The sequence below is a fragment of the Planctobacterium marinum genome, assembly GCF_036322805.1.
GTDB lineage: Bacteria > Pseudomonadota > Gammaproteobacteria > Enterobacterales > Alteromonadaceae > Planctobacterium > Planctobacterium marinum_A.
In genome coordinates, this window is the sequence record NZ_AP027272.1 from 1,449,890 (window position 1) to 1,470,982 (window position 21,093).

Genomic DNA, 21,093 nt, shown 5'->3' on the forward strand with positions numbered 1-21,093 from the left:
TTTTGAGTTATCAGGTACTGGCCAGAAAATGGCGTCCGGGAAAATTTTCTGAGCTAGTCGGGCAGGAGCATGTCGTAAACGCCATTAGCAATGCATTAGACAATAATCGCTTGCACCACGCTTACCTGTTTACCGGAACCCGTGGCGTGGGTAAAACTACAATCGCGCGGATTTTTGCTCGCAGTCTCAACTGCGATAAAGGTATGTCCTCAAATCCTTGTGGCGTCTGCAATAGCTGTAAAGATATTGAACAAGGCAACTTTGTCGATTTGTTGGAAATCGATGCCGCATCTCGCACTAAAGTTGAAGACACCAGAGAGCTACTGGACAATGTCCAATACCGTCCCACTCGTGGAGATTACAAAGTGTACCTCATCGATGAAGTACACATGTTGTCTAAACACAGTTTTAATGCCTTGCTTAAAACACTTGAAGAGCCACCTCCGCATGTCAAATTTCTTCTTGCTACAACTGATCCGCAGAAACTACCCATAACGATTTTATCTCGTTGTTTGCAATTTAATTTAAAAGCGCTAACGCGCGAGCAAATTAGCGGCCAGTTAGCCTATATATTGAAGCAAGAGAACTTGCCATATGATGAAGCCGCCTTAGCGTTGTTGGCCAAATCAGCGCAAGGTAGTATGCGTGATGCGTTGAGTTTGACGGATCAAGCCATAGCTCAGGGCAATGGTCAGGTACTCTCGCAAGTGGTGTCTGACATGCTAGGTCTTATCGATAATGATAAGATTGCCAGGCTAACACAGGCAATTATCATTAAGGATAAGCAACAGGTTTTCCAGCTTATCGATGAACTGGCACTATCTGGAGCTGATTTCAAGAGTGCGCTGGCTGAACTGATGAGTGTATTTCACCAGGTCGCTCTTACCCAGTTTGTTCCTGAGGTTTGTAAGATAGAAACCACTCAGGCGCGACAAATTTTTAATTGGGCTAAGGTTATTCCGCCTGAACAGGTACAATTGCTTTATCAAATTGCCCTGCAAGGTCGTAAAGACATCGAGTGGGCCCAAGATACCAAAATGGGCTTTGAGATGGCGGCCTTACGTATGCTGGCCTTTATGCCAGAAAAAGTATCAAGCGGTCTGGAGCAGTTAAAAAAAGCAGCTAATGAGGCTACTGAGACACAAATAAAAGCGCCCATGATGGCACCTGCAGAGCCTCCTGAGAACTTGATTAAGCCGCCATCTGCAGAAAAAAAAACGCTAGTTGAAGCCGAAACACAAGCTGAACCTCAAGTTTCTTCAGAAAATAAGGTTGTTAGTGAAGTTTCACCAGAAGAGGATTCAACTCAGGCAAATAGCCTTGAACAAGAACTTTCCGGGATCATAAAACAAGCAGAATCTTTAAATCCCATTCAACAAAGTGAACCGCAGGCACTGTCTGAATCTATCAATGAGGCGGCTTCATTTAATTCCGCTAACCAGGAAGAAGGTGGTGCTTCGTCATCATCACCAGATTATGTAGATTCAGATGATAATTATGCTGACGATTACCACTATATGTCACAAATGGATGCTGCTGAGAGCAGTGTTTCTGTAGGGCATGAAGTTTTAGCGCAGAGTCAGCCATTGTCAGAAGAGTCCAGGCAAGGCTCTGATGCTTATCAAACCACGGGGCAGGAAACAGACACCGGGAAGGCCAATGCAGAGGATGTGCCGGTAAAGGCGGCATCTATAAGCAATACTCTGTCTTTATTGAGCTTGATGGATACCCTAGCGAGTGCACCGGAAGAGGGCAAAGATAATAAAGGGTCACCCACCTACGGTAAGCAGTCTTCAGATGTGAGTGAGTCTGGAAATGATCTGGCTAAAACCAAAGATCCGGAAATAACCGATATATCAGAGAGGAGCCCTACACCCGAGCCAGATAAAGAGCGTGTGGTGGAGCAATATCAGGATGATATTCTGGATCCTGAGGATGCCAGACAAACTTTTCAGGACGATAACCAATCGACTTTGCCTGCAGAACAGCCGCAAGTAGTTGCAAATCCCGAAGATGAACCTCATATCTTCAATCCTGAAAGCTTGTTGCACAGCCAAACGGAAACCCCTGAGGAAAGGGATGATGAAGTACAGCGAGCAGCGCAAGAGAGTGAGGACGTCGCTGCAATAGATGTTGAACAAGATTTAGCGCCGTGGGAAGACGTGGAATCTTCTCAAGAACCGGAAGAAAGGACGTCACTTGCTGATGAGGCAAAAACTCCATTAGTGCCAGAGTCTGAAACGCAAGAAGATGTGCAATCACCGGATTCGCCTTCGCCGCATTTTGTTATTGAGCCTTACGAGCCTGAAAACGCGACAGCCTATAACACTCACTCATCGGGCCCTGGTGATGATAACCAGGTTCCATCGGGTTTGAGTGAGCCGGATCATCATGCAGACGGTTTCAGAGACGCCCATGTCAGTGATACTGATTTTGGCGATGCCGATTATAGTGACATTGATTATAGTGACAGGGCTTCGTCTCAACAGGACGACAACGGTTACCACGGCATTGTGGATGTTGACGAGGAAGAAGAGGAATATCACGAACTATTTGCAGGCCCAATACCTAAGGTTTCTGTAGATTTTGAGATTCCCTTTAAAGTCAGCGACAAGAAAGTGATTAAGGCCAGCCAACTAGACACCTGGAGTCAGTTAATTGAGCAATCTGGCATTGGCGGGCTGAACAAGCAGCTGGCACTACATAGTAATTACGTGTTGCAAGGTGACAACGTTAAGTTGATTGTTTCTGAACATCAAAAGCACCTCTTTACAGACACGGCTCTGGCGGCAATTGAAGAGGCATTGTCGGAAACATTGCAACACGACGTGAATGTGTCTGCACACATTGGCGAGGTTATTGACACACCTGCTGCCGTGCAATACGCGATAAACAATATGCGTCAGGAATATGCAGTTAAAACTATTCAACAGGACAGTGGCGTTAAAGCATTATGCGAAGCGTTTTCTGGTACTGTGCTAAACGAAACAATTGAACCAAGATAATATCGGAGAAAATTATGTTTAAAGGTGGCGGTATGGGCAACATCATGAAGCAAGCCCAGCAAATGCAGGAAAAAATGCAAAAAGCCCAAGAAGAAATTGCTAACCTGGAAGTGGTGGGTGAAGCTGGTGCGGGCATGGTAAAAGTAACCATGATGGGTAATCACAATATCAAGCGTGTCGATCTCGACGATAGCTTGATGGAAGATGAGAAAGAATTGATCGAAGATCTGATGGCGGCTGCGGTTAATGACGCCGTGCGTCGTGTGGCGGAAGCGTCACAAGAGAAAATGTCAGAAGCGACAGGTGGTATGCCTTTACCTCCCGGCTTTAAAATGCCTTTCTAATAAAGTTAAGATAAAAGCGCGCCATGAAGTTTAGTCCACTGATCAATGAGCTTATCGAGAGCTTTCGCTGTTTGCCCGGAGTTGGTGCAAAGAGCGCACAGCGCATGGCGTTCGCTTTGTTACAAAAAAACCGCTCAGGCGCGTTGAAACTCAGTGCCGCCCTCCATGATGCCATGGAGCATGTGCATCATTGTCAAACCTGTCGTAACTTTACCGAGCAAACTGAATGTGAAATTTGTCGCGATGAACAGCGCAGAGCAACTGGACTTTTATGCATCGTCGAAAATCCACAGGATGTTATTGCCATTGAACAAAGTAGTGAATTTAAGGGCTGCTATTTTGTATTAATGGGTAGGCTTTCCCCCATTGATGGAATTGGTCCAGCCGAAATTGGACTGCCTCTTTTGCAGCAACGTTTGACCGAGGACGACGTTAAAGAAGCTATTCTGGCGACGAATTTTACCATGGAAGGAGAGGCCACTGCATTTTACATTACGGAAATGTGCAAGCAGTTACAGCTGCCAGTCACCCGTCTGGCACAGGGCGTACCCATTGGTGGAGAGCTGGAACAAGTTGATAGCAATACCCTTGGTCGTGCGTTTAAGACTCGCAGTGCCATCTAAACCGCGCACCCTCACATTTATTGCCAGAGATTTATCAATTTTTGCTATTGAATTTGTCTTCTGCGCCCCTATCTCAGCTGTTGTAAAAAATTTATAACAGTCCAGGCATAAGTTCTGGCTAAGAACCAAATTGACGGTTCGTATTATTTAACCCCTTTCTTTGCGTTAGCGACTTCACAGCAGCGGGATGAAAAGGTGTTTTGTGATATTGATGAGATACTTCAGGAGTAGATAAGCAATGGCTGACGCTGTGCAACACGAAACCCATGGTTTTCAGACGGAAGTAAAACAACTTCTGCAATTGATGATTCACTCTCTTTATTCCAATAAAGAGATCTTCCTAAGAGAGTTGATTTCAAATGCGGCCGACGCCGCTGATAAATTGCGTTTTAACGCTTTGTCTAACGATGCGTTGTACGAGAATGATGGTCACCTTCGCGTGCGTTTGAGTTTTGACAAAGACGCTGGCACCCTGACCATTTCTGACAATGGTATTGGTATGACCAAAGATGAGGTGATCACTCACTTGGGTACCATTGCAAAGTCCGGCACAGCCGAATTTTTCAGTAAACTATCTGGTGACCAGGCCAAAGATTCTCAGCTTATTGGTCAGTTTGGGGTGGGCTTTTACTCTGCTTTCATCGTCGCCGATAAAGTAACAGTAAGAACGCGTAAAGCCGGTGAAGCTGCATCTGAGGGGGTAGAGTGGATTTCAGAGGGCGAGGGTGAATTCGCTGTCGCCACCATCGAAAAAGCCACGCGTGGAACCGACATCATCTTGCATTTGCGCGATGATGAGAAAGAATTCCTTGATGATTGGCGTCTTAAGTCTATCGTAACCAAATACTCAGATCACATCTCAATACCGGTAGAAACCTGGAAAGAGGAAGTGCCTGAGTCTGAAGGCGAAGACGGTGAGAAAATCGAAGCGGTACCTGGTGAATGGCAAACCATCAACAAGGCTACAGCGCTTTGGAGCCGAGACAAGTCTGAAATCAGCGAGGACGAATACAAAGAGTTCTACAAGCACATCTCCCATGATTTTGGCGACCCGCTAAGCTGGTCTCACAATAAGGTAGAAGGTAAAAACGAATACACTTCTTTGCTCTATATCCCTGCTAAAGCCCCCTTTGATTTGTGGAATCGCGACCAGGCGCACGGTTTGAAGCTCTATGTACAGCGCGTCTTTATTATGGATGACGCTGAGCAGTTTATGCCGGTATATCTGCGTTTCGTGAAGGGTTTGTTGGACTCCAATGACTTACCTTTGAACGTCTCTCGTGAAATTCTGCAAGACAACAAAGTCACGCAGGCTATGCGCCAGGCCTGCACTAAGAAAGTGCTGCAAATGTTGGAGCGCATCGCCAAAAACGACGCTGAAAAATATCAGGGTTTCTGGAGTGAGTTCGGTAACGTCCTGAAAGAAGGTCCAGCTGAAGATTTTGCCAATAAAGAAAAGGTAGCGGGTCTGTTGCGTTTCGCCTCGACTAACGAGGACAGCAGTGCCCAGACCGTGTCTTTGGCCGACTACATTGAGCGTATGAAAGAAGGTCAGGACAAGATCTATTACGTGACTGCTGATAGCTATGAAGCAGCGAAAAACAGTCCTCATCTGGAAATCTTCAAGAAGAAAGGCATTGAGGTCTTATTGATGTCAGACCGCATCGACGAATGGTTGATGTCTCACCTGACGGAATTCAATGAAAAATCATTCCAGTCCATTACGCGTGGTGCGTTGGACCTGGGTGATCTGGAAGACGAAGAGAGCAAAAAAGCGCAGGAAGAGGCTGAGCAAGAAGTTGCCGGTTTAACTGACCGTATTAAAGAAGCATTAGGCGATAAAGTGAAAGATGTGAAGTTTTCCCATCGTCTGACTGATTCACCTGCCTGTGTGGTAGCTGACGAGTTTGGTATGACTACCCAAATGAAGAAATTGATGGAAGCGGCGGGCCAGGCAGTTCCTGATATGAAATACGATTTGGAAGTCAATCCTGAGCACGCTTTGATCAAAGTGATGGCGCATGTGCAAGATGAAGAACAATTTGCCAAATGGGCTAATGTCATTTTGGACCAAGCATCGCTAACCGAGCAGGGTAACCTGAAAGATCCAGCGGTATTTGTGAAGCAGCTTAATAGCTTATTGATCGATTTGGCGAAATAATCGCAAAGTAAATTTCATCAAGGGCAGAAACAATCTGCCCTTTTTTTGTTTTAAAGGTAAACCAGGCGACATTAGCCTTGTTTAGCATCTGCTGAATGTGTAAAGTTTCGGATTAACTTTTTCAATTTTAGCAGTACAGTCTAGGGAGACAATCAGTATGCGCATCATTCTTCTCGGTGCACCAGGTGCGGGCAAAGGCACCCAGGCTCAATTTCTGATGGGCAAGTTCGGCATTCCACAAATTTCAACAGGGGATATGCTGCGCGCTGCCATTAAAGCAGGAACCGAGTTAGGTTTGGCTGCAAAGAAGGTCATGGACGAGGGGAAACTCGTTTCTGATGAGATTATTATCGGCCTGGTAAAAGAAAGAGTTGCTCAAGCCGACTGCCAGAAAGGTTTTTTACTGGATGGCTTTCCACGTACAATTCCTCAGGCAGATGCCATGAAAGAGGCAGGTATTCAGGTGGATCACTGCATCGAGTTTGATGTGGACGACGAAATTATTGTTGAGCGTATGGCGGGACGCCGTGTACACCCCGGCTCTGGCCGTGTTTATCACGTAACCTACAACCCACCTAAGGTAGAAGGTAAAGATGATGTCACGGGCGATGACCTTGTTATTCGTCCTGATGATGAAGAAGCCACGGTACGTAAGCGCTTAGGTATTTACCACGAGCAAACTAAGCCGCTAGTGGATTATTATATAGCTGAGGCCGACGCTGGTAATTGTCAATATCACAAAGTTGATGGTTCACAGCCGGTTAGTGAAGTGAGCGAGAAGCTCGGCAAGTTATTGGGTTAGTCCCCCAGACTTGATTAAAACCCACGTACGTGGGTTTTTTTATGTTCGCAGTCTAAACTACTAGTGATTGGTATTAAGTAAAATCAGGAAAGTGCGCTATGCAAGTACCTATTACTGCTTTTTATGGCAGCCTGTTAGCCGCGTTTTATTTGTATCTGGCGATTATGGTAATCATCCAACGCCGGGAAAGCCGTGTAGGCTTGGGGGATGGTGGTGATAAACACATGTTGCAAGTGATGAGAGTGCACGGCAACTTTGTCGAGTACGTCCCCTTTGCACTCCTCCTGTTTATGATAGCGGAGTTAAATGGGGCCAATAGTTATCTGTTACATGTGTGTGGCTGGTGGTTAATCGTTGCAAGGTTGTTACACGCCTATGGGTTACGTCATCACTATGGTACGTCGTGGCAACGTTTTGCAGGTTCACTCTCCACCTTTTTGATTCTTCTGGTGCTTATTGTGGCCAATTTGTTCCCGCTTTACGTTCCAGCGTAATGTCAGTCTCACGATTCAAGTGATAAAAAGAAAAACCCCGGCAAGCCGGGGTTTTTGTATTATATCAATCAGGGACACACAAGTTAGTCTGGCGAGATTATTTGCTTTCCAGCAAATTACTGCCGATTTCAATTTTACGAGGCTTTTTCGCTTCAGGGATCACTCGCTCCAGATCGATATGCAAGAGTCCGTGTTCCATATCCGCGGTGAGCACTTTTACATGGTCCCCCAACTGGAATTTACGCTCAAAGTTACGCTCGGAAATACCTTTGTGCAGGAAGCGTTTTTCGCTAGTATTTTCTTTGCCTTCTTTCTTACCGGTTACAGTTAAAGTATTTTCTTGTACTTCAATGCTGATGTCGTTTTGAGCAAAGCCTGCAACAGCCATAGTGATTCGGTATTTATCTTCGGCCAACAACTCAATGTTGTATGGCGGGTAGCTGGCTTGTTTTTCGTTCTGTGAAGCCGCATCTATCATAGATGCAAGGTGGTCAAAACCGATGAAAGAACGATATAGTGGTGATAAATCAATAGTACGCATAGTCATATCCTCGTTAAGCAATATGTTAAAGTGTTTAAAAAACGCCCCAATTCGGCGGCTGTTTTACGACCCTGAACAGCGTCGTTGATAAATAGATAGGTTGGCACTTGCTGCATTCAAGAGAAAATTTTAAAATTTTTTCAAAAAAATCATAACTCATTGAAAAATATATTGTTATACACAAAATTCGAGCTGTGTTAGGGTAACACTGATAAACAATACTGCTGCTTGTGGTACCTTTAGTCATTAACTTCTTTAACCCCCCAAAAGTTGCGAGCGATAAAAACATTGATGGAGCACAGCGAGCCATTTCTTCAGGCCGAGGGTTTACACTGGAAGCCTGAAGACAAATTGGTGCTAGACCGGGTCGATTGCCACTTTGCGAAAGGCAAAATAAGTGGTGTTGTGGGTGCCAACGGCGCAGGTAAAAGCTCTTTGCTGAGGGCTTTACAGGGATTGACGCCTCTGGACAGCGGAGAGGTATTCATCGATGGCAAAGTATTGGCTGAGTTATCACGTACCCAGAGAGCGCAAACCATTGCCGCTGTGCCGCAAAGTACCGCCTTATTGTTTTCGTTGACTGCTTACGAAGTGGTACGGATGGCGCTCATCCCTTGGAAAAGCGCACTTTCTTCTGATACGCGACAAGACCGGGCCTGGCTTGAACAGTGTATGAAGCAAACAGGCTGTATTGGCTTTGTGAACCGCAACTACAATTCGCTGTCAGGTGGAGAACAGCAGCGGGTACTGTTGGCCAGGGCTTTGGCGCAAAAAACGGAAATCATTTTACTGGATGAACCTACGAGCCATCTCGATATTTTTTATCAGCACGAAGTATTAATGCTGTTGAAAAAACTCAATAAAACTATCGTTTTGTCTATTCACGACCTTAATCTTGCTGCCCAGTATTGCGATGAGATTGTCGTTTTAAAACAGGGCCAGGTTTTGATGGCCGGGGCTCCAAAAACAGCAATGCAGCAGTCGGTTTTGCAAGACGCCTTCGGCCTGCCTTGTAGTGTTGCGATAAATCCCGGCAATGGTATCCCCACGGTTTGCTTTCATCCGGAGTTAAAAGCTAATGGATAGCAATCGCACGTTGGCAATACGTATCGCTTTGCCCTTATTACTATTAGGTTCATTGTTCTTCTGTCTGGCAACAGGTAGCGTATCTTTGGGAGCTAAAGACATTGCCAGTTGCTTGGTGTTACAGTGCCCTGATAGTCTGACTGAAACCATTCTCTGGGATATCCGCTTACCGAGGGTCTTGATGGCGGTTCTGGTGGGGGCGGGGCTTGCGCTGTCAGGGGCTATGTTGCAAACCTGTACTCGTAACCCTCTGGCGGATCCTTATTTATTTGGCATTGTTTCCGGAGCGGGATTGGGGGCAACCATTGTCACTACGGTGTTACCAGCAGACTGGCAGCCGCTGTTACCTTTATTCGCCTTCATGGGGGCGATGATTGCGGTAGTGATAGTGATTGCGCTTTCTCAGTATCTACAGCGGTTTGAAATGATACTCTTATGTGGTGTTGCGATTGGCTTTATGTTCAGTGCCATTACCCAATTTTTGTTGTACCTCGGTGAGCCTTTTGCCGCGAATCGCATTATTTTCTGGCTCATGGGCAGTTTGGCCAATGTTGCAATGAGCAACGTTTTTTGGCTGGCAGGTGCGTTGTTAATTACCTGTATTGTTTCTCTGCGCTTTGCCAGGCATCTCGACGCGTTAATGTTGGATGATGATTCAGCTGAGGCATTAGGGGTTGATACTAAAAAGCTGCGTTTGATGTTGCTGCTGCTGTGTGCCTTGTTAACTTCAGTGATAGTAGCTTGGTGTGGTGGAATTGGTTTCGTCGGCTTGATGATCCCCCATATTGTCAGGGCAATCTGGGGCTCATCTGGCATTAAACTGGTGGTTGGTAGCATGTTGGTAGGCGGTGTGTTTCTTTTGTGGGTAGATTTTATCGCTCGGCAAGCGCTACCAAATCAGGAAATTCCATTGGGAGTGATCACTGCAGCGCTTGGCAGCGTATTCTTTGTGGGAATTATGATCCAACGCCAGATAAAAAGTAGTTAGCAATTTTTCAACGATTAAAGTTTCAAACAACTTGCCGTTGCAACAATAGAAAATTCATAGGGTGTGTCTTGAACGAAAACAATAAGAAACAACAAATTCGCAATGAGCGCCATCAGGCCAGAATGGCGCGATTAAAAACCAAAGTGGATGCCAAAATTGCGGCGGCAACTGATGATAAAGGGTTATTGTTGGTACTCACCGGTAATGGCAAAGGTAAGTCCAGCTCTGGTTTTGGCATGGTAGCTCGTGCGGTGGGACACGGTTTGAAGGCGGGAGTGGCACAATTTATAAAAGGTACTTGGGAGTGTGGCGAACGCAATCTATTAAGTGGCGCAGGTGTCCCATTCTTTGTGATGAAAACCGGCTTTACCTGGGATACTCAAGATCGAGAGAAAGATACACAAGCAGCTGAAGTCGTCTGGCAAGAGGCGAAAAAGCTATTGACCGACGTTAGCATTGATGTAGTGATGTTGGACGAACTTACTTACATGTTGTCTTATGATTATCTGGACCTGGATGAAGTGTTAGACGCCATCAGCCAGCGACCTGATCATCAACACGTCATCGTCACCGGACGTGGTTGTCAGCAAGAGCTCATTGAAATGGCGGATACTGTCAGCGAAGTGCAAAATACCAAGCATGCCTTTGATGCTGGCATCAAAGCGCAGAAGGGGATCGATTGGTGAAGTTCAAAGCGTACTTACTCTTGCTGCTGTTTTTGTGTAAAGCCAGTGCAACGCTCGCTACTCAGCAATCGCCGCCCAAAGTCGTTGCACTAGCGCCCCATCTGGTGGAGTTGATTTTTGAAATAGGTGCCGGGCGACAAATCATCGGTGTTAGCCAATACTCTGATTTTCCCGAAGACGCTAAGGATATTCCCGTTGTTGGAGATTATCAGTCGCTCAACATTGAAAAGATCGTGGCGTTACAACCGGATTTAATTATCGTCTGGCAAACAGGGCATCCGGTAAAAGACGTGGAGAAGCTAAAAGCATTAGGATTTCAGGTGGCATACTCTGACCCGCGCAGTATATCTGATGTACCACAAGAGCTTATAAAACTCGGCAGGCTGCTGGGAAAACAATCTCTGGCAGAAACCAAAGCTGCTGAGTTAACAACCGCACTTGATAACATTCAACAGCAATATGCGCACAAAAAGCCGGTTAAGGTGTTTTACGAGCTATGGCCAGACCCGCTATCGACTATTGGTGCGTCAAGTTGGCCCTCCAGTATTTTAGCTCTTTGCGGCGCCTATAATGTTTTTGATGACATCACCAATAACCCCTATCCCCAGGTCAACATTGAACAGGTTTTGGCTAGAAAAGTGGATCTGATAATACAGCCACTTTCTGACAATCAGTCAGCGAAATCTGGATTTCAGTGGCAAAATTGGCCGGATATCAAGGCGGTTAAACACAATCAAATTATCCAGCCCGATGCGGATAAGTTACATCGCATGACAAGTCGGGCTGTGGAGCAGGTGGCTGAATTGTGCGGGCAAATAGACAATGTGAGATTATTTTACCAATCTTAAGCTTCAAGCTTTGTGAACCCATGGAGAAAATGCTAATGTGTGTTTTCTTTTTGTTGTTGGAAATTTAGCCATGTCGTTGCAGCAAGCCCTGACGTTATGTGACGCATCCTGTACGGATGAGCTGTTGCGGGCTTATAAACACTTCCAATCAGAAAAATATTTCGACCGGCGTCTGGTTGAGTGTTTACGCCAACCAAAAACAGAAAAAGCCGCCTCCTGGTTACTAAAACATTATCTCGAAGAGGGATTCATTCTCGATGAACTCCTGGTGAGGAAAACATTGTTGACGCTGTTGCAAACCCAGCTGTGGGATACTCGGTTACACCTGTTGCAGTGCTTGGGGATGCTTAATATTGAAACGGAATTGGCTCATCAGCTATTCCAAAAACTAAAGTTGCTGACCGCTGACAAAAACAAAATGGTTCGTGCCTGGGCTTACAACGGCTTGCACGAAGTGGCGAAACAGTTTCCTCATTATAAGACCCAAACTTGGGAGATTCTCTCCGCTGTGGCTGAAAATGAGGCGCCCTCGGTACAAGCTCGCATACGTAAGATAACCCGCTTAGACTATTACTCTCTGCAAAAGGATTGCGGTTAAAAGTAAAAAAGCTCGCACAAGGCGAGCTCGAAGAACACACAAGTAACACCGGGCGGTGTTATGTAGTTATACATAAGTCGCTAAAAATGGATCACTCTTTTTGAATCGAACCACTATCAATAATCTGAGCATCAACCCGGTTCTATGCCAAAAGCTGCGCAATCCTGAAGATAGTTGTCCACTGACTTTCTGAAGTTAACCTCCAGCTCTTCGATAGAGCTGGCTTGATACATCACATTGTCGCGTTTCAGCTGCAGATTACCGAAGTAATAGCAGGCTTCTGATTGAAAATTAAGGCTACCCAGAAATCCTTTATATTCCAGCTTTACCATGGTCTTACCCGTTAGCAAAATGATTAATAGAAAACTATCGCCAGTTAACTTTTGCCCAAAGTGAGTGCTACAAAACGATAATCCAATAGTGTCATCAATCTAATACTTTAGTATTAGATCTTAGCACCATTATGCCTAAAAATTTATGCGGAATTATGAAGATGTGATAAGTGACTGGTTCCGTGGGATAAACCCGGCAAATACAGATGTAAAAGAGGCCAGTCTTTGCAACTGGCTTCATTTTTAATCACAGGCAACGCTACTTGTGGCGTTCCCGAAGCACGCTGATACTATCTTCTAAAGACAGACCGCTGGCTTGCATTAATACCATGAGATGATAGAGCAAATCGGCGGATTCATTTTTCAGCTCCTCTAAGTCTTTCACTGTGGCTGCCAGTGCAGTTTCAACGCCTTCTTCACCCACTTTCTGGGCTATACGTTTGATACCTTTTTGATAGAGTTTGGCGGTGTAGCTGCTATCCGGATCCGCTTGTTTCCGCTCAGCCAATACTTTCTCCAGCTCTGCCAGAAACGTAAAGTCTGCACTTTGCGCAGCATCCCAGCAGGTTTGTGTGCCTAAATGACAAGTAGGGCCATTGGGTTTGGCCAAAACCAGAAGCGCGTCTTTATCACAATCGGCACTGATATCCACCATTTCAAGTGTGTTGCCGGAAGTTTCACCTTTGGTCCACAAGCGCTGTTTGGAACGACTGTAAAAGGTCACATTACCGCTTGATAACGTGGTGGCCAATGCCTCTTTATTCATGTAGCCCAGCATTTGAACTGAGCCCGTGTAGCTATCCTGGACTACGCAGGGCAGTAAGCCATCCATCTTTTCCCAGGCGAGCTGATCAATGTTTTCTGAAGTTATGCGCATGGGCGGATCTCGATTTGTTGTTTAATTAAATAGTCTTTCAGGTCCTTCATAGCAATAATGCCTTTGTGAAAAACCGAAGCTGCCAGCGCTCCGTCTACATCGGCTTGCTGGAAAACGTCTTTAAAGTGCACCATTTCGCCCGCGCCGCCAGAGGCTATCAAAGGCACAGAACAAAGCTTGCGGATGGCGCTGAGTTGCGCAATGTCGTAACCCTGTCTCACACCGTCCTGATTCATGCAATTCAGTACAATCTCACCGGCGCCGCGCTGTTGTACTTCTTTTACCCAATCAGCCGTTTGCTTGCCGGTGTTTTGAGTGCGCTTTTCATCGCCGGTAAATTGATAAACTTCATAAGTGTTGGAGTCGGCATTAAAATAGCTATCTATTCCCACCACAATGCATTGTTTACCGAAGCGTTCATTTAACTGGGTAATGAGGTCTGGATTTGCCAGAGCAGGGGAATTTATAGAGATTTTATCTGCGCCCATTTCCAGAATAGTTTGCGCGTCTTCCAGAGACTTTATACCGCCAGCAACACAAAAAGGAATATCTATCACTTGAGCAATGCGCGTCACCCAGCTTTTATCCACCACCCGCTGATCGCTGGAAGCGGTAATATCATAAAATACTAATTCATCAGCGCCAGCTTCAGCGTATTTTTCTGCCAGTGGCACAATATCACCAATGATTTCGTGATTGCGGAATTGAACCCCTTTAACCACCAGTCCATCACGGACATCAAGGCAAGGAATAATGCGTTTTGCTAACATCATTGTGCTCCCTGGTTTTGCCATAACTCAATGGCCTGTGCGACGGTAAATTTTCCTTCCAGCAGGGCTCGTCCTAAGATCACCCCTTGTACTTTTGTGGGTTTAAGCTGCTCGATATCATTTAGCGAGCCTATGCCTCCAGATGCTTGCCAGTTAACCGCCGGGAATTTCTGCACCATTTCTTGGTATAGGGCGTGATTTGGGCCTTGCAGCGTACCGTCTTTACTAATGTCGGTGCACAGTACTTGCTCTACGCCGAATGCCAGGTAGCTTTGCAACAGGGTGCTTAATTCAACACCGCTGTCTTGTTGCCAACCGTGGGTGGCAATGCGCTTTTCACCCGCATCGTTAATGTTGATATCCAGTGCTAATACAAAATGCTGTGCACCGTATTTTTGCATCCAAGATTGCACTAATTCCGGCTCTTTTACTGCCAGAGACCCAATAACAACCCGAGCAACACCAATATCCAGCAATTGTTGTACATCTTGCTCGCTGCGAATGCCGCCACCACACTGAAACTGCATACGATTTGTAGCTACCATATCTTTGATCAGGCTTAACTGACGCTTATCCGTATCTTTTGCACCAGTAAGATCGACGATGTGTAACCATTGTGCTCCCTGATCCGCATAATTGTGTACCACATCAACTGGTGCCAGTTGATATTGGGTCTTTTGTTCGTAGTCGCCCTGATATAAGCGAACCACATTACCGTCTATTAAATCTATTGCAGGAATGATCACGGTCTGTCCTTAAATCTGTTCAATAAAGTTTTTGATGAGCTGTGCACCGGCATCACTGGAGCGCTCCGGATGAAATTGCACGCCATAAAAGTTGTTGTTATTAATACTGGCGGAGAATGGCTGGCTGTATTCGCAGCTGGCCAGTGTGTGGTTACCTACAGGAACACAATAACCATGCACAAAGTAGAACCAACTACCATTATCTATGTTGTAAAACAGCGGGTTGTCGCGCTCTACCTGTACCTGATTCCAACCCATGTGGGGTAACGTCAGGCTTTCTGAACGCATTAGACCCACTTGGGTGTCCACCATACCTAAACATTGGGCATGGCCTTCTTCAGACTGTCGGGTGAGCAGCTGCATGCCTAAACAGATACCCAGTACTGGCTGAGTTAAGGATTGCAGGGTCTCTGTCAGCCCTTTTTGCGCAATTTGCTGCATGGCGGCGGCGGCGGCGCCGACTCCCGGCAGAAATACTTTATCCGCGGTTTTGATTTTAGCAGGGTCGTCAGATACCAATACATCAAAACCCAGTCGCTCGATGGCAAATTGCAGTGAGGATATATTGGCGCAACCGGTATGCACTATCACCAGAGACTGGCTCATTTATAGCGCTCCTTTACTGCTGGGCAACACGTCACCCTGTTTTGTCACCGCCTGGCGCAATGCGCGACCAAACACCTTGAACAGACTTTCCACTTGGTGATGGGCATTGCCTTCTGTTGTGGAAAGATGCAGAGAGATCCCCATGCTGTCGCTCAGTGAGCGGAAGAAGTGCCCCACCATTTGGGTATTTAGCTCGCCAACTTTTTCCTGACTGAAGGGGGCGTCAAACTTTAGATAGGGGCGGGCGGAAATATCCAATACACATTCGGCACGACACTCATCCATGGGTAAGGCAAAGCCAAAACGACCAATGCCTCGTTTGTCTCCAAGGGCCTTGCGTAACGCTTCGCCAATAGCCAGCGCCGTATCTTCTACCGAGTGATGATCGTCGATGTGTAAATCGCCATCTACTTTAACATTCAGGGTAATCCCGCCGTGAGTGGCAATTTGATCCAGCATGTGGTCAAAGAAGCCAATGCCGGTTTGAATATCGGATTTAACTTGCTTATCTAAATCCACCTCGACGCGAATATCGGTTTCTGATGTGGTGCGCACTACGGAGGCGGTGCGTTCAGATTGGTTGAACTGAGCAACAATATCATTCCAGTTGAGGTTTTCGCGATCGTATTTAATGCCGCGAATACCCATAGCATTTGCTAATTGAATGTCGGTATCTCGATCGCCAATGACGAAAGAACGGGTAAAGTCGACTTTACCCTCTGTCAGATATCCATGTACCAAACCGAGCTTTGGCTTGCGACAACTACAGTTGTCTTCGGCAAAATGAGGACAGATAAGTACCTCATCAAAACGAATACCCTGGCTTTCAAATAACTGCATCATTTTGTCATGCGGTACATCAAAGTCTGCTTGTGGAAAGCTGTCCGTACCCAAGCCGTCCTGGTTGGAAACCATTACCAGCTTAAAACCCAACGATTGCAGTTTGAGTAATGCAGGCACGACATTGGGTTCAAATACCAGCTTTTCCAGCGTATCTAATTGTTTGTCGATGGCAGGCTCTTCCACCAATGTGCCATCTCGGTCGATAAAAAGTATTGCTTGCTGGCTCATGCCGCTTGTCCTTCTTGAAAAAACTGTTGAATAAGCGCCAGCAGACGCTGATTTTCTTCACGACTACCGATAGTGATGCGCAAGCAATCACCCAGTAGTATTTGTTTCGATTGGTCGCGTATCAGTACGCCGTTTTGCACCAGGTGCTGCATTAGTGCATCTTTGTCCTGGCAGCGATAAAGTAAAAAGTTGGCCTTGTCACTGCCTTGAAACTCCATGCCTTGCATATTTGCAAGCGCTTGTTTCATCCAAACCTGCTCAAAGCGAATGGTACTGACTTGCTGTTGCATTAAGTCTACGCCTTTTTCAGACAATGCCTGATGCGCAATTTGCGCCACCGGATCAGAAACCGGGTAGGGGGCAATTACTTTTAGCAGTACCTTGATAATATCCTGACTTGCCAGGGTAAAGCCGCAGCGAATACCCGCAAGGGCAAAGGCTTTGGATAAAGTGCGTAGGAGCACCAGGTGTGGATTGTCAGCCAGTAGTGCGGTTTGATTGTACTGCGGACTGAACTCAATATACGCCTCATCCACCACCACTAACGATTTCCCGGCAAACAAAGCCAATACGGCATTGATTTGCTCCTGAGCTATCAAAGTACCCGTGGGATTGTTAGGTGAGCATAAGAACACCAGTTTGGGCAAATTGTCGGAATTGGCAATAGCTTCAAGCGCGGCCAAATCTAACGAAAAGTCACTATTTAACGGCGCTTTTTGCACACTCACATTAAAGGTTTGGGCACTAATCGCATACATGCCATAGGTGGGGGGGCAGATTAAGATGCTGTCCTTGCCTGGGTTACAAAAGCCGCGAATAAGCAGTTCAATGCCCTCATCCGCACCGCGAGAAACCAAGACTTGCTCTTTGCTTAAACCGGCATATTTGGCATAAGCACGCAGTACCGATTCTGGCTGGCAATCCGGGTAGCGGTTGAAACGCTCGGTATTGAGGGAATACTCATTGCTAAAAGGTGATTCGTTGGCGTTTAACCAGTCGTTACCGCCGCTGAACAGGCGTCTGGCGGATTCGTAAGGAGTCAGATCCCGCACAAAATCACAGGTTAAACTGTCGATAAACGAATTGTTCATGGTTACATCGTCTCCTGTGTTAAGCGAATTGCCACTGCATTTCTGTGAGCGTCCAAGCCTTCAGCGTCTGCTAAATCCATGATGGCGGCGCCGATATTGGCCAGGCCGTCGTAACTTAGTTCCTGCACCGTGTAGCGACGCAAAAAGTCTGCCACACCCAAACTGGAGTAATTGCGGGCGTAACCATAAGTGGGTAACACGTGATTAGTGCCACTGGCATAATCACCTGCGGATTCAGGCGACCACTTACCCAGGAAAATGGAACCGGCATTTTTAATACTGGCTAATAATTCGCGTGGATTATCGGTTTGCACGATAAGGTGCTCTGGTGCGTACAGGTTACTCACCGCGACAGACTCTCGTACCGATTGGGTGAGGATATAACGCGCGTTTTGCATTGCAGCCTCGGCAATTTCATTGCGGCTTAAGCGCGCGAGTTGTTGTTCTACGGCTTGCTGTGTTTGGGCTATCACCGTTTGGCTGTTGCACACCAAGATCGCTTGAGAGTCTTTGCCGTGCTCTGCTTGAGACAGTAAATCTGAGGCAATAAATTCAGGATTTGCGTTTTCATCGGCGATTACCAGTACTTCGGAAGGGCCAGCAGGCATATCAATAGCCGGGCCTCCTGCCATACTGCTCACCTGTTGTTTCGCTTCAGTTACAAAGGCATTGCCCGGGCCGAATATCTTATCGGCTCGCGTGACACTTTGGGTGCCAAAGGCCATTGCGGCAATCGCTTGCGCGCCGCCAATCAGGTTGATTTCATTGATACCGCAGCGCAACGCCGCATAGGCAATTGCCGGGTGGATCTTGCCTTCGTCATTGGGAGGCGTGCACAAAATGCGCTTTTCACAACCTGCTACTTTAGCAGCTACACCCACCATCAATACCGTGGAAGGCAGTGGGGCAGTGCCACCGGGGATATACAAACCTACGGCTTCCAATGGCGCGTAGTGTAATTCACAGGTTACGCCGCTTGAGGTTTCAGTGGTAAAACCCTTATAAGCCTGTTGTTGGTGAAACTTGAGGATATTGTCATAAGCGACATCAATGGCGCTTTTCACATTTGGCTCAAGTTGCTGTGCCAGCGCTTGGGTATCTGCTTCGCTCAGCTGTAACTTCTCAAGGTTGATCTTATCAAACTTTGCAGTAAGCGCCCGCAAGGCTTCATCACCGCGCTGGCGGATATCCGCTAAAATCTCAGCTACGGTGATTCTGACGTTGTCAGCATTGTCTGCGACAGGCCGCGCCAGAGCGGCTTGTCTTTGTTGCTGATTTGCTTCACTCCAGTTAAGCATGCTTTACTCCATCATTTTTTCTATGGGCATCACCAGAATAGAACGACAGCCCAGTGCTTTCAGGCGTTCCATGGTTTCCCAGAACAGGTTCTCCGGGCTTACCACGTGCACAGCAACACTGTCTGAGTCACCGGCAAGGGGTAAAATAGTGGGATCTTCGGAGCCGGGTAACAGGTTTTTCACTTCTTCGATATTAGCTTTGGGGGCGTGCAGCATGATGTATTTGCTTTCTTTGGCCTGCATAACGCCATTGATGCGCGGCAACAGGCGATCAATCAATGCTTGTTTCTCTCCGCTCAGTGGTTGTGGGCGCTGAATGAGGGTCGCCGTTGAGCGGAAAATTACTTCTTCTTCTTTTAGGCCATTAGCTTCCAGCGTTGCGCCTGTAGACACCAGATCACAGATAGCATCTGCCAGTCCTGCTCTTGGGGCTACTTCTACTGAACCCGTTAACATGACACAACTGGCATCAACGTTTTGATCCTGGAAAAAGCGCTCCAACAGGTAAGGATAGGTGGTGGCTACGGTTTTTCCCGCCAGACTGTTCACCGAGTTATATTGAAACTCATTGGGCACGGCAATCGACAAACGACAGCCGCCGTAATCCAACTGGCGTAATACTTCATACTGGTAGTTTTTACCCGCAGCTTTACGCTCCAACATCTTTTCTTCCAGTTCGTTCTCACCGATAAAGCCTAAATCTACTACACCATCCATCACCAGGCCGGGAATGTCGTCGTCCCGGACCCGCATAAGGTCGATGGGCATGTTGGTGGAATGAGCCATTAACAGACGATCCTGAATAGCCAGTTTTACGCCAATGGCTTTGAGTAAACTGATACTTTTCTCGCTAAGTCTTCCAGATTTTTGTACTGCAATTCTGAGTCTTTTGGCATCTGTCATGGTTTGTTCCTGTTAATCAATGCTAAAAAGTTTGGCCCCTAAAACGAAAAACCCCCGAAAGTCTCCTTCCGGGGGTATAAAATTTTTGTCTCCGGAAGGCAATCAATAGACCCTCCGGCATAAACCTGAAGGTCACGCTGGATGATGGTGATGAGTGTGTGCTTTCAGGTTAAACATGATTCGGTGTTTCTTTCCAATTAGGTAGCAATAAAATAATTCGTGACAGACAATAACCAACTCTCGGTTAAATTGCAATTGTCGGTTTGCTGTTCACATATTCCAAAAAGCTATCTTATATATGATTTTAAAGCGAAATGACTCTAAGGGGGACATAAATCCTTGAAAAGGACAAAAATTGACCGATATATAAGTAGACGGGACTGCGAAGGAGCAACTATGGCTGGTGATTTACTGTTTTACATCTTACCCAGATTGGGCAAGGTGCCCTACAAACCTGAACCCAGGAATGTAAAGCCTGTGGACAAGGAGGCCAGCTTTCGCCCCTTAAATGACGAAGAGCAGGTATTATCCGCCAGAGTGAATAACAGCAAAAAGTTAATTGACGACGAGCACGAAGGACGAGGTCTTTACAAAGACAAGGAAGGACATAAGCATTTTGATGACTTTGTGTAACTTCAGCATGCAAATTTATCGATTTGAACGATACTTAACGGTATCTATGACTGAGATCCCGTTCAGGACGTTCTTATGCAACTTCGTACCGCCACACTCGATGATCTGGAAACACTGCAATGGTGGCATCAGCAAGCACATGTGGTAGATGCGGGCTCAGATGTTAATTACAACTGGGAGAGAGAGTTAAGTCGCCAACCGGAATGGCGAGAACAGCTGATGGCTGAAGTCGATGGCCGGGCAGTTGGATTCGTGCAAATTTACGATCCTTACGATGATGAAGCGCATCGCTGGGGTAATGTCACCAGAAAATTGCGAGCCATCGAAGTCTGGATAGGTGATGCAGAAAACCTCAATAAAGGCTACGGAACTATAATTATGCAACTGGCGATGGCGCGTTGTTTCGACAACCCTGATGTACACGCGCTGCTGGTGGACCCGCTGGCAAACAACCGCAAAGCGCAACGCTTTTACGCCCGTCTCGGTTTTAAGTTTATCGAAACCAAAACCATCGAGAACGAAAGTTGTTATGTACTAAAAATTACTCGCGAGCAATATCAAAAAATGGCAGTCTGATAAATACGAGGAAT

General features: G+C 46.5%; 23 protein-coding genes. 13 read left to right on the forward strand and 10 right to left on the reverse strand.

What is annotated here, in order from left to right; genetic code table 11:
• Positions 1 to 2 precede the first annotated feature (2 nt).
• From dnaX to AABA75_RS06470, 6 genes are all read left to right on the forward strand, one after another.
• Entirely contained in the window at positions 3 to 3,005 is a 3,003-nt protein-coding gene (gene dnaX / locus AABA75_RS06445; protein ID WP_338291738.1) for a DNA polymerase III subunit gamma/tau, read from the forward strand.
• A 14-nt stretch (positions 3,006 to 3,019) separates the two neighbouring features.
• A complete protein-coding gene (locus AABA75_RS06450; protein WP_338291739.1) occupies positions 3,020 to 3,349 on the forward strand; it encodes a YbaB/EbfC family nucleoid-associated protein in 330 nt (109 codons plus the stop codon).
• 23 nt (positions 3,350 to 3,372) lie between these two features.
• On the forward strand, positions 3,373 to 3,972 hold the full coding sequence (recR, locus tag AABA75_RS06455; RefSeq protein WP_338291740.1) for a recombination mediator RecR: 600 nt from the start codon (positions 3,373 to 3,375) through the stop codon (positions 3,970 to 3,972).
• 238 nt (positions 3,973 to 4,210) lie between these two features.
• Positions 4,211 to 6,133: a molecular chaperone HtpG gene (htpG, locus tag AABA75_RS06460; protein WP_338291742.1), complete on the forward strand. Its 1,923-nt coding sequence runs from the start codon at positions 4,211 to 4,213 to the stop codon at positions 6,131 to 6,133.
• Between the two features lie 157 nt (positions 6,134 to 6,290).
• Positions 6,291 to 6,935 carry an adenylate kinase gene (adk, locus tag AABA75_RS06465; protein WP_338291743.1) on the forward strand — a complete coding sequence of 215 codons (645 nt, stop codon included), beginning with the start codon at positions 6,291 to 6,293 and terminating at the stop codon, positions 6,933 to 6,935.
• A 98-nt stretch (positions 6,936 to 7,033) separates the two neighbouring features.
• Complete coding sequence (locus tag AABA75_RS06470) at positions 7,034 to 7,429, forward strand: MAPEG family protein (protein ID WP_338291744.1); 396 nt, start codon at positions 7,034 to 7,036, stop codon at positions 7,427 to 7,429.
• A 97-nt stretch (positions 7,430 to 7,526) separates the two neighbouring features.
• On the opposite strand, the gene AABA75_RS06475 is transcribed toward AABA75_RS06470, so the two are convergent.
• Positions 7,527 to 7,970, reverse strand: a complete 444-nt coding sequence (locus tag AABA75_RS06475; protein ID WP_338291745.1) for an Hsp20 family protein — start codon at positions 7,968 to 7,970, stop codon at positions 7,527 to 7,529.
• Between the two features lie 291 nt (positions 7,971 to 8,261).
• On the opposite strand from AABA75_RS06475, the gene AABA75_RS06480 reads away from it, so the two are divergent.
• From AABA75_RS06480 to AABA75_RS06500, 5 genes are all read left to right on the forward strand, one after another.
• Positions 8,262 to 9,056 (forward strand): ABC transporter ATP-binding protein, encoded by a 795-nt coding sequence (locus tag AABA75_RS06480; RefSeq protein ID WP_338291746.1) that lies wholly within the window; start codon positions 8,262 to 8,264, stop codon positions 9,054 to 9,056.
• Complete coding sequence (locus AABA75_RS06485) at positions 9,049 to 10,044, forward strand: FecCD family ABC transporter permease (protein WP_338291747.1); 996 nt, start codon at positions 9,049 to 9,051, stop codon at positions 10,042 to 10,044. Before AABA75_RS06480 ends, AABA75_RS06485 begins: the two co-directional genes overlap by 8 nt.
• 68 nt (positions 10,045 to 10,112) lie before the next feature.
• Positions 10,113 to 10,730 (forward strand): cob(I)yrinic acid a,c-diamide adenosyltransferase, encoded by a 618-nt coding sequence (cobO, locus tag AABA75_RS06490; RefSeq protein ID WP_338291748.1) that lies wholly within the window; start codon positions 10,113 to 10,115, stop codon positions 10,728 to 10,730.
• A complete protein-coding gene (locus AABA75_RS06495) occupies positions 10,727 to 11,578 on the forward strand; it encodes a cobalamin-binding protein (RefSeq protein WP_338291749.1) in 852 nt (283 codons plus the stop codon). Before cobO ends, AABA75_RS06495 begins: the two co-directional genes overlap by 4 nt.
• Before the next feature lie 70 nt (positions 11,579 to 11,648).
• Positions 11,649 to 12,176 carry a hypothetical protein gene (locus AABA75_RS06500; RefSeq protein WP_338291750.1) on the forward strand — a complete coding sequence of 176 codons (528 nt, stop codon included), beginning with the start codon at positions 11,649 to 11,651 and terminating at the stop codon, positions 12,174 to 12,176.
• Positions 12,177 to 12,307: 131 nt separating this feature from the next.
• On the opposite strand, the gene AABA75_RS06505 is transcribed toward AABA75_RS06500, so the two are convergent.
• From AABA75_RS06505 to hisG, 9 genes are all read right to left on the reverse strand, one after another.
• Complete coding sequence (locus tag AABA75_RS06505) at positions 12,308 to 12,508, reverse strand: type II toxin-antitoxin system HicB family antitoxin (protein WP_338291751.1); 201 nt, start codon at positions 12,506 to 12,508, stop codon at positions 12,308 to 12,310.
• Positions 12,509 to 12,767: 259 nt separating this feature from the next.
• A complete protein-coding gene (gene hisIE / locus AABA75_RS06510; RefSeq protein WP_338291752.1) occupies positions 12,768 to 13,385 on the reverse strand; it encodes a bifunctional phosphoribosyl-AMP cyclohydrolase/phosphoribosyl-ATP diphosphatase HisIE in 618 nt (205 codons plus the stop codon).
• Positions 13,376 to 14,155 carry an imidazole glycerol phosphate synthase subunit HisF gene (hisF, locus tag AABA75_RS06515; protein WP_338294815.1) on the reverse strand — a complete coding sequence of 260 codons (780 nt, stop codon included), beginning with the start codon at positions 14,153 to 14,155 and terminating at the stop codon, positions 13,376 to 13,378. The genes hisIE and hisF overlap by 10 nt, the downstream gene beginning before the upstream one ends.
• Complete coding sequence (hisA, locus tag AABA75_RS06520) at positions 14,155 to 14,901, reverse strand: 1-(5-phosphoribosyl)-5-[(5-phosphoribosylamino)methylideneamino]imidazole-4-carboxamide isomerase (protein ID WP_338291753.1); 747 nt, start codon at positions 14,899 to 14,901, stop codon at positions 14,155 to 14,157. Before hisA ends, hisF begins: the two co-directional genes overlap by 1 nt.
• Positions 14,902 to 14,910: 9 nt before the next feature.
• A complete protein-coding gene (gene hisH / locus AABA75_RS06525) occupies positions 14,911 to 15,507 on the reverse strand; it encodes an imidazole glycerol phosphate synthase subunit HisH (RefSeq protein WP_338291754.1) in 597 nt (198 codons plus the stop codon).
• Positions 15,508 to 16,578 carry a bifunctional histidinol-phosphatase/imidazoleglycerol-phosphate dehydratase HisB gene (gene hisB / locus AABA75_RS06530; protein WP_338291755.1) on the reverse strand — a complete coding sequence of 357 codons (1,071 nt, stop codon included), beginning with the start codon at positions 16,576 to 16,578 and terminating at the stop codon, positions 15,508 to 15,510.
• Positions 16,575 to 17,669, reverse strand: coding sequence for a histidinol-phosphate transaminase (gene hisC, locus AABA75_RS06535; RefSeq protein WP_338291756.1), 1,095 nt, complete (start codon positions 17,667 to 17,669; stop codon positions 16,575 to 16,577). Before hisC ends, hisB begins: the two co-directional genes overlap by 4 nt.
• 2 nt (positions 17,670 to 17,671) lie before the next feature.
• Positions 17,672 to 18,967, reverse strand: coding sequence for a histidinol dehydrogenase (hisD, locus tag AABA75_RS06540; RefSeq protein WP_338291757.1), 1,296 nt, complete (start codon positions 18,965 to 18,967; stop codon positions 17,672 to 17,674).
• 3 nt (positions 18,968 to 18,970) lie between these two features.
• The gene (gene hisG / locus AABA75_RS06545; protein ID WP_338291758.1) at positions 18,971 to 19,870 is read right to left on the reverse strand and encodes an ATP phosphoribosyltransferase; all 900 of its coding nucleotides are present in this window, start codon (positions 19,868 to 19,870) and stop codon (positions 18,971 to 18,973) included.
• A 396-nt stretch (positions 19,871 to 20,266) separates the two neighbouring features.
• Between hisG and AABA75_RS06550 the strand changes: the two genes are divergently transcribed.
• Both AABA75_RS06550 and AABA75_RS06555 read left to right on the forward strand, forming a co-directional pair.
• Entirely contained in the window at positions 20,267 to 20,503 is a 237-nt protein-coding gene (locus tag AABA75_RS06550; protein ID WP_338291759.1) for a hypothetical protein, read from the forward strand.
• 75 nt (positions 20,504 to 20,578) lie between these two features.
• Positions 20,579 to 21,079 (forward strand): GNAT family N-acetyltransferase, encoded by a 501-nt coding sequence (locus AABA75_RS06555; protein WP_338291760.1) that lies wholly within the window; start codon positions 20,579 to 20,581, stop codon positions 21,077 to 21,079.
• Positions 21,080 to 21,093 lie beyond the last annotated feature (14 nt).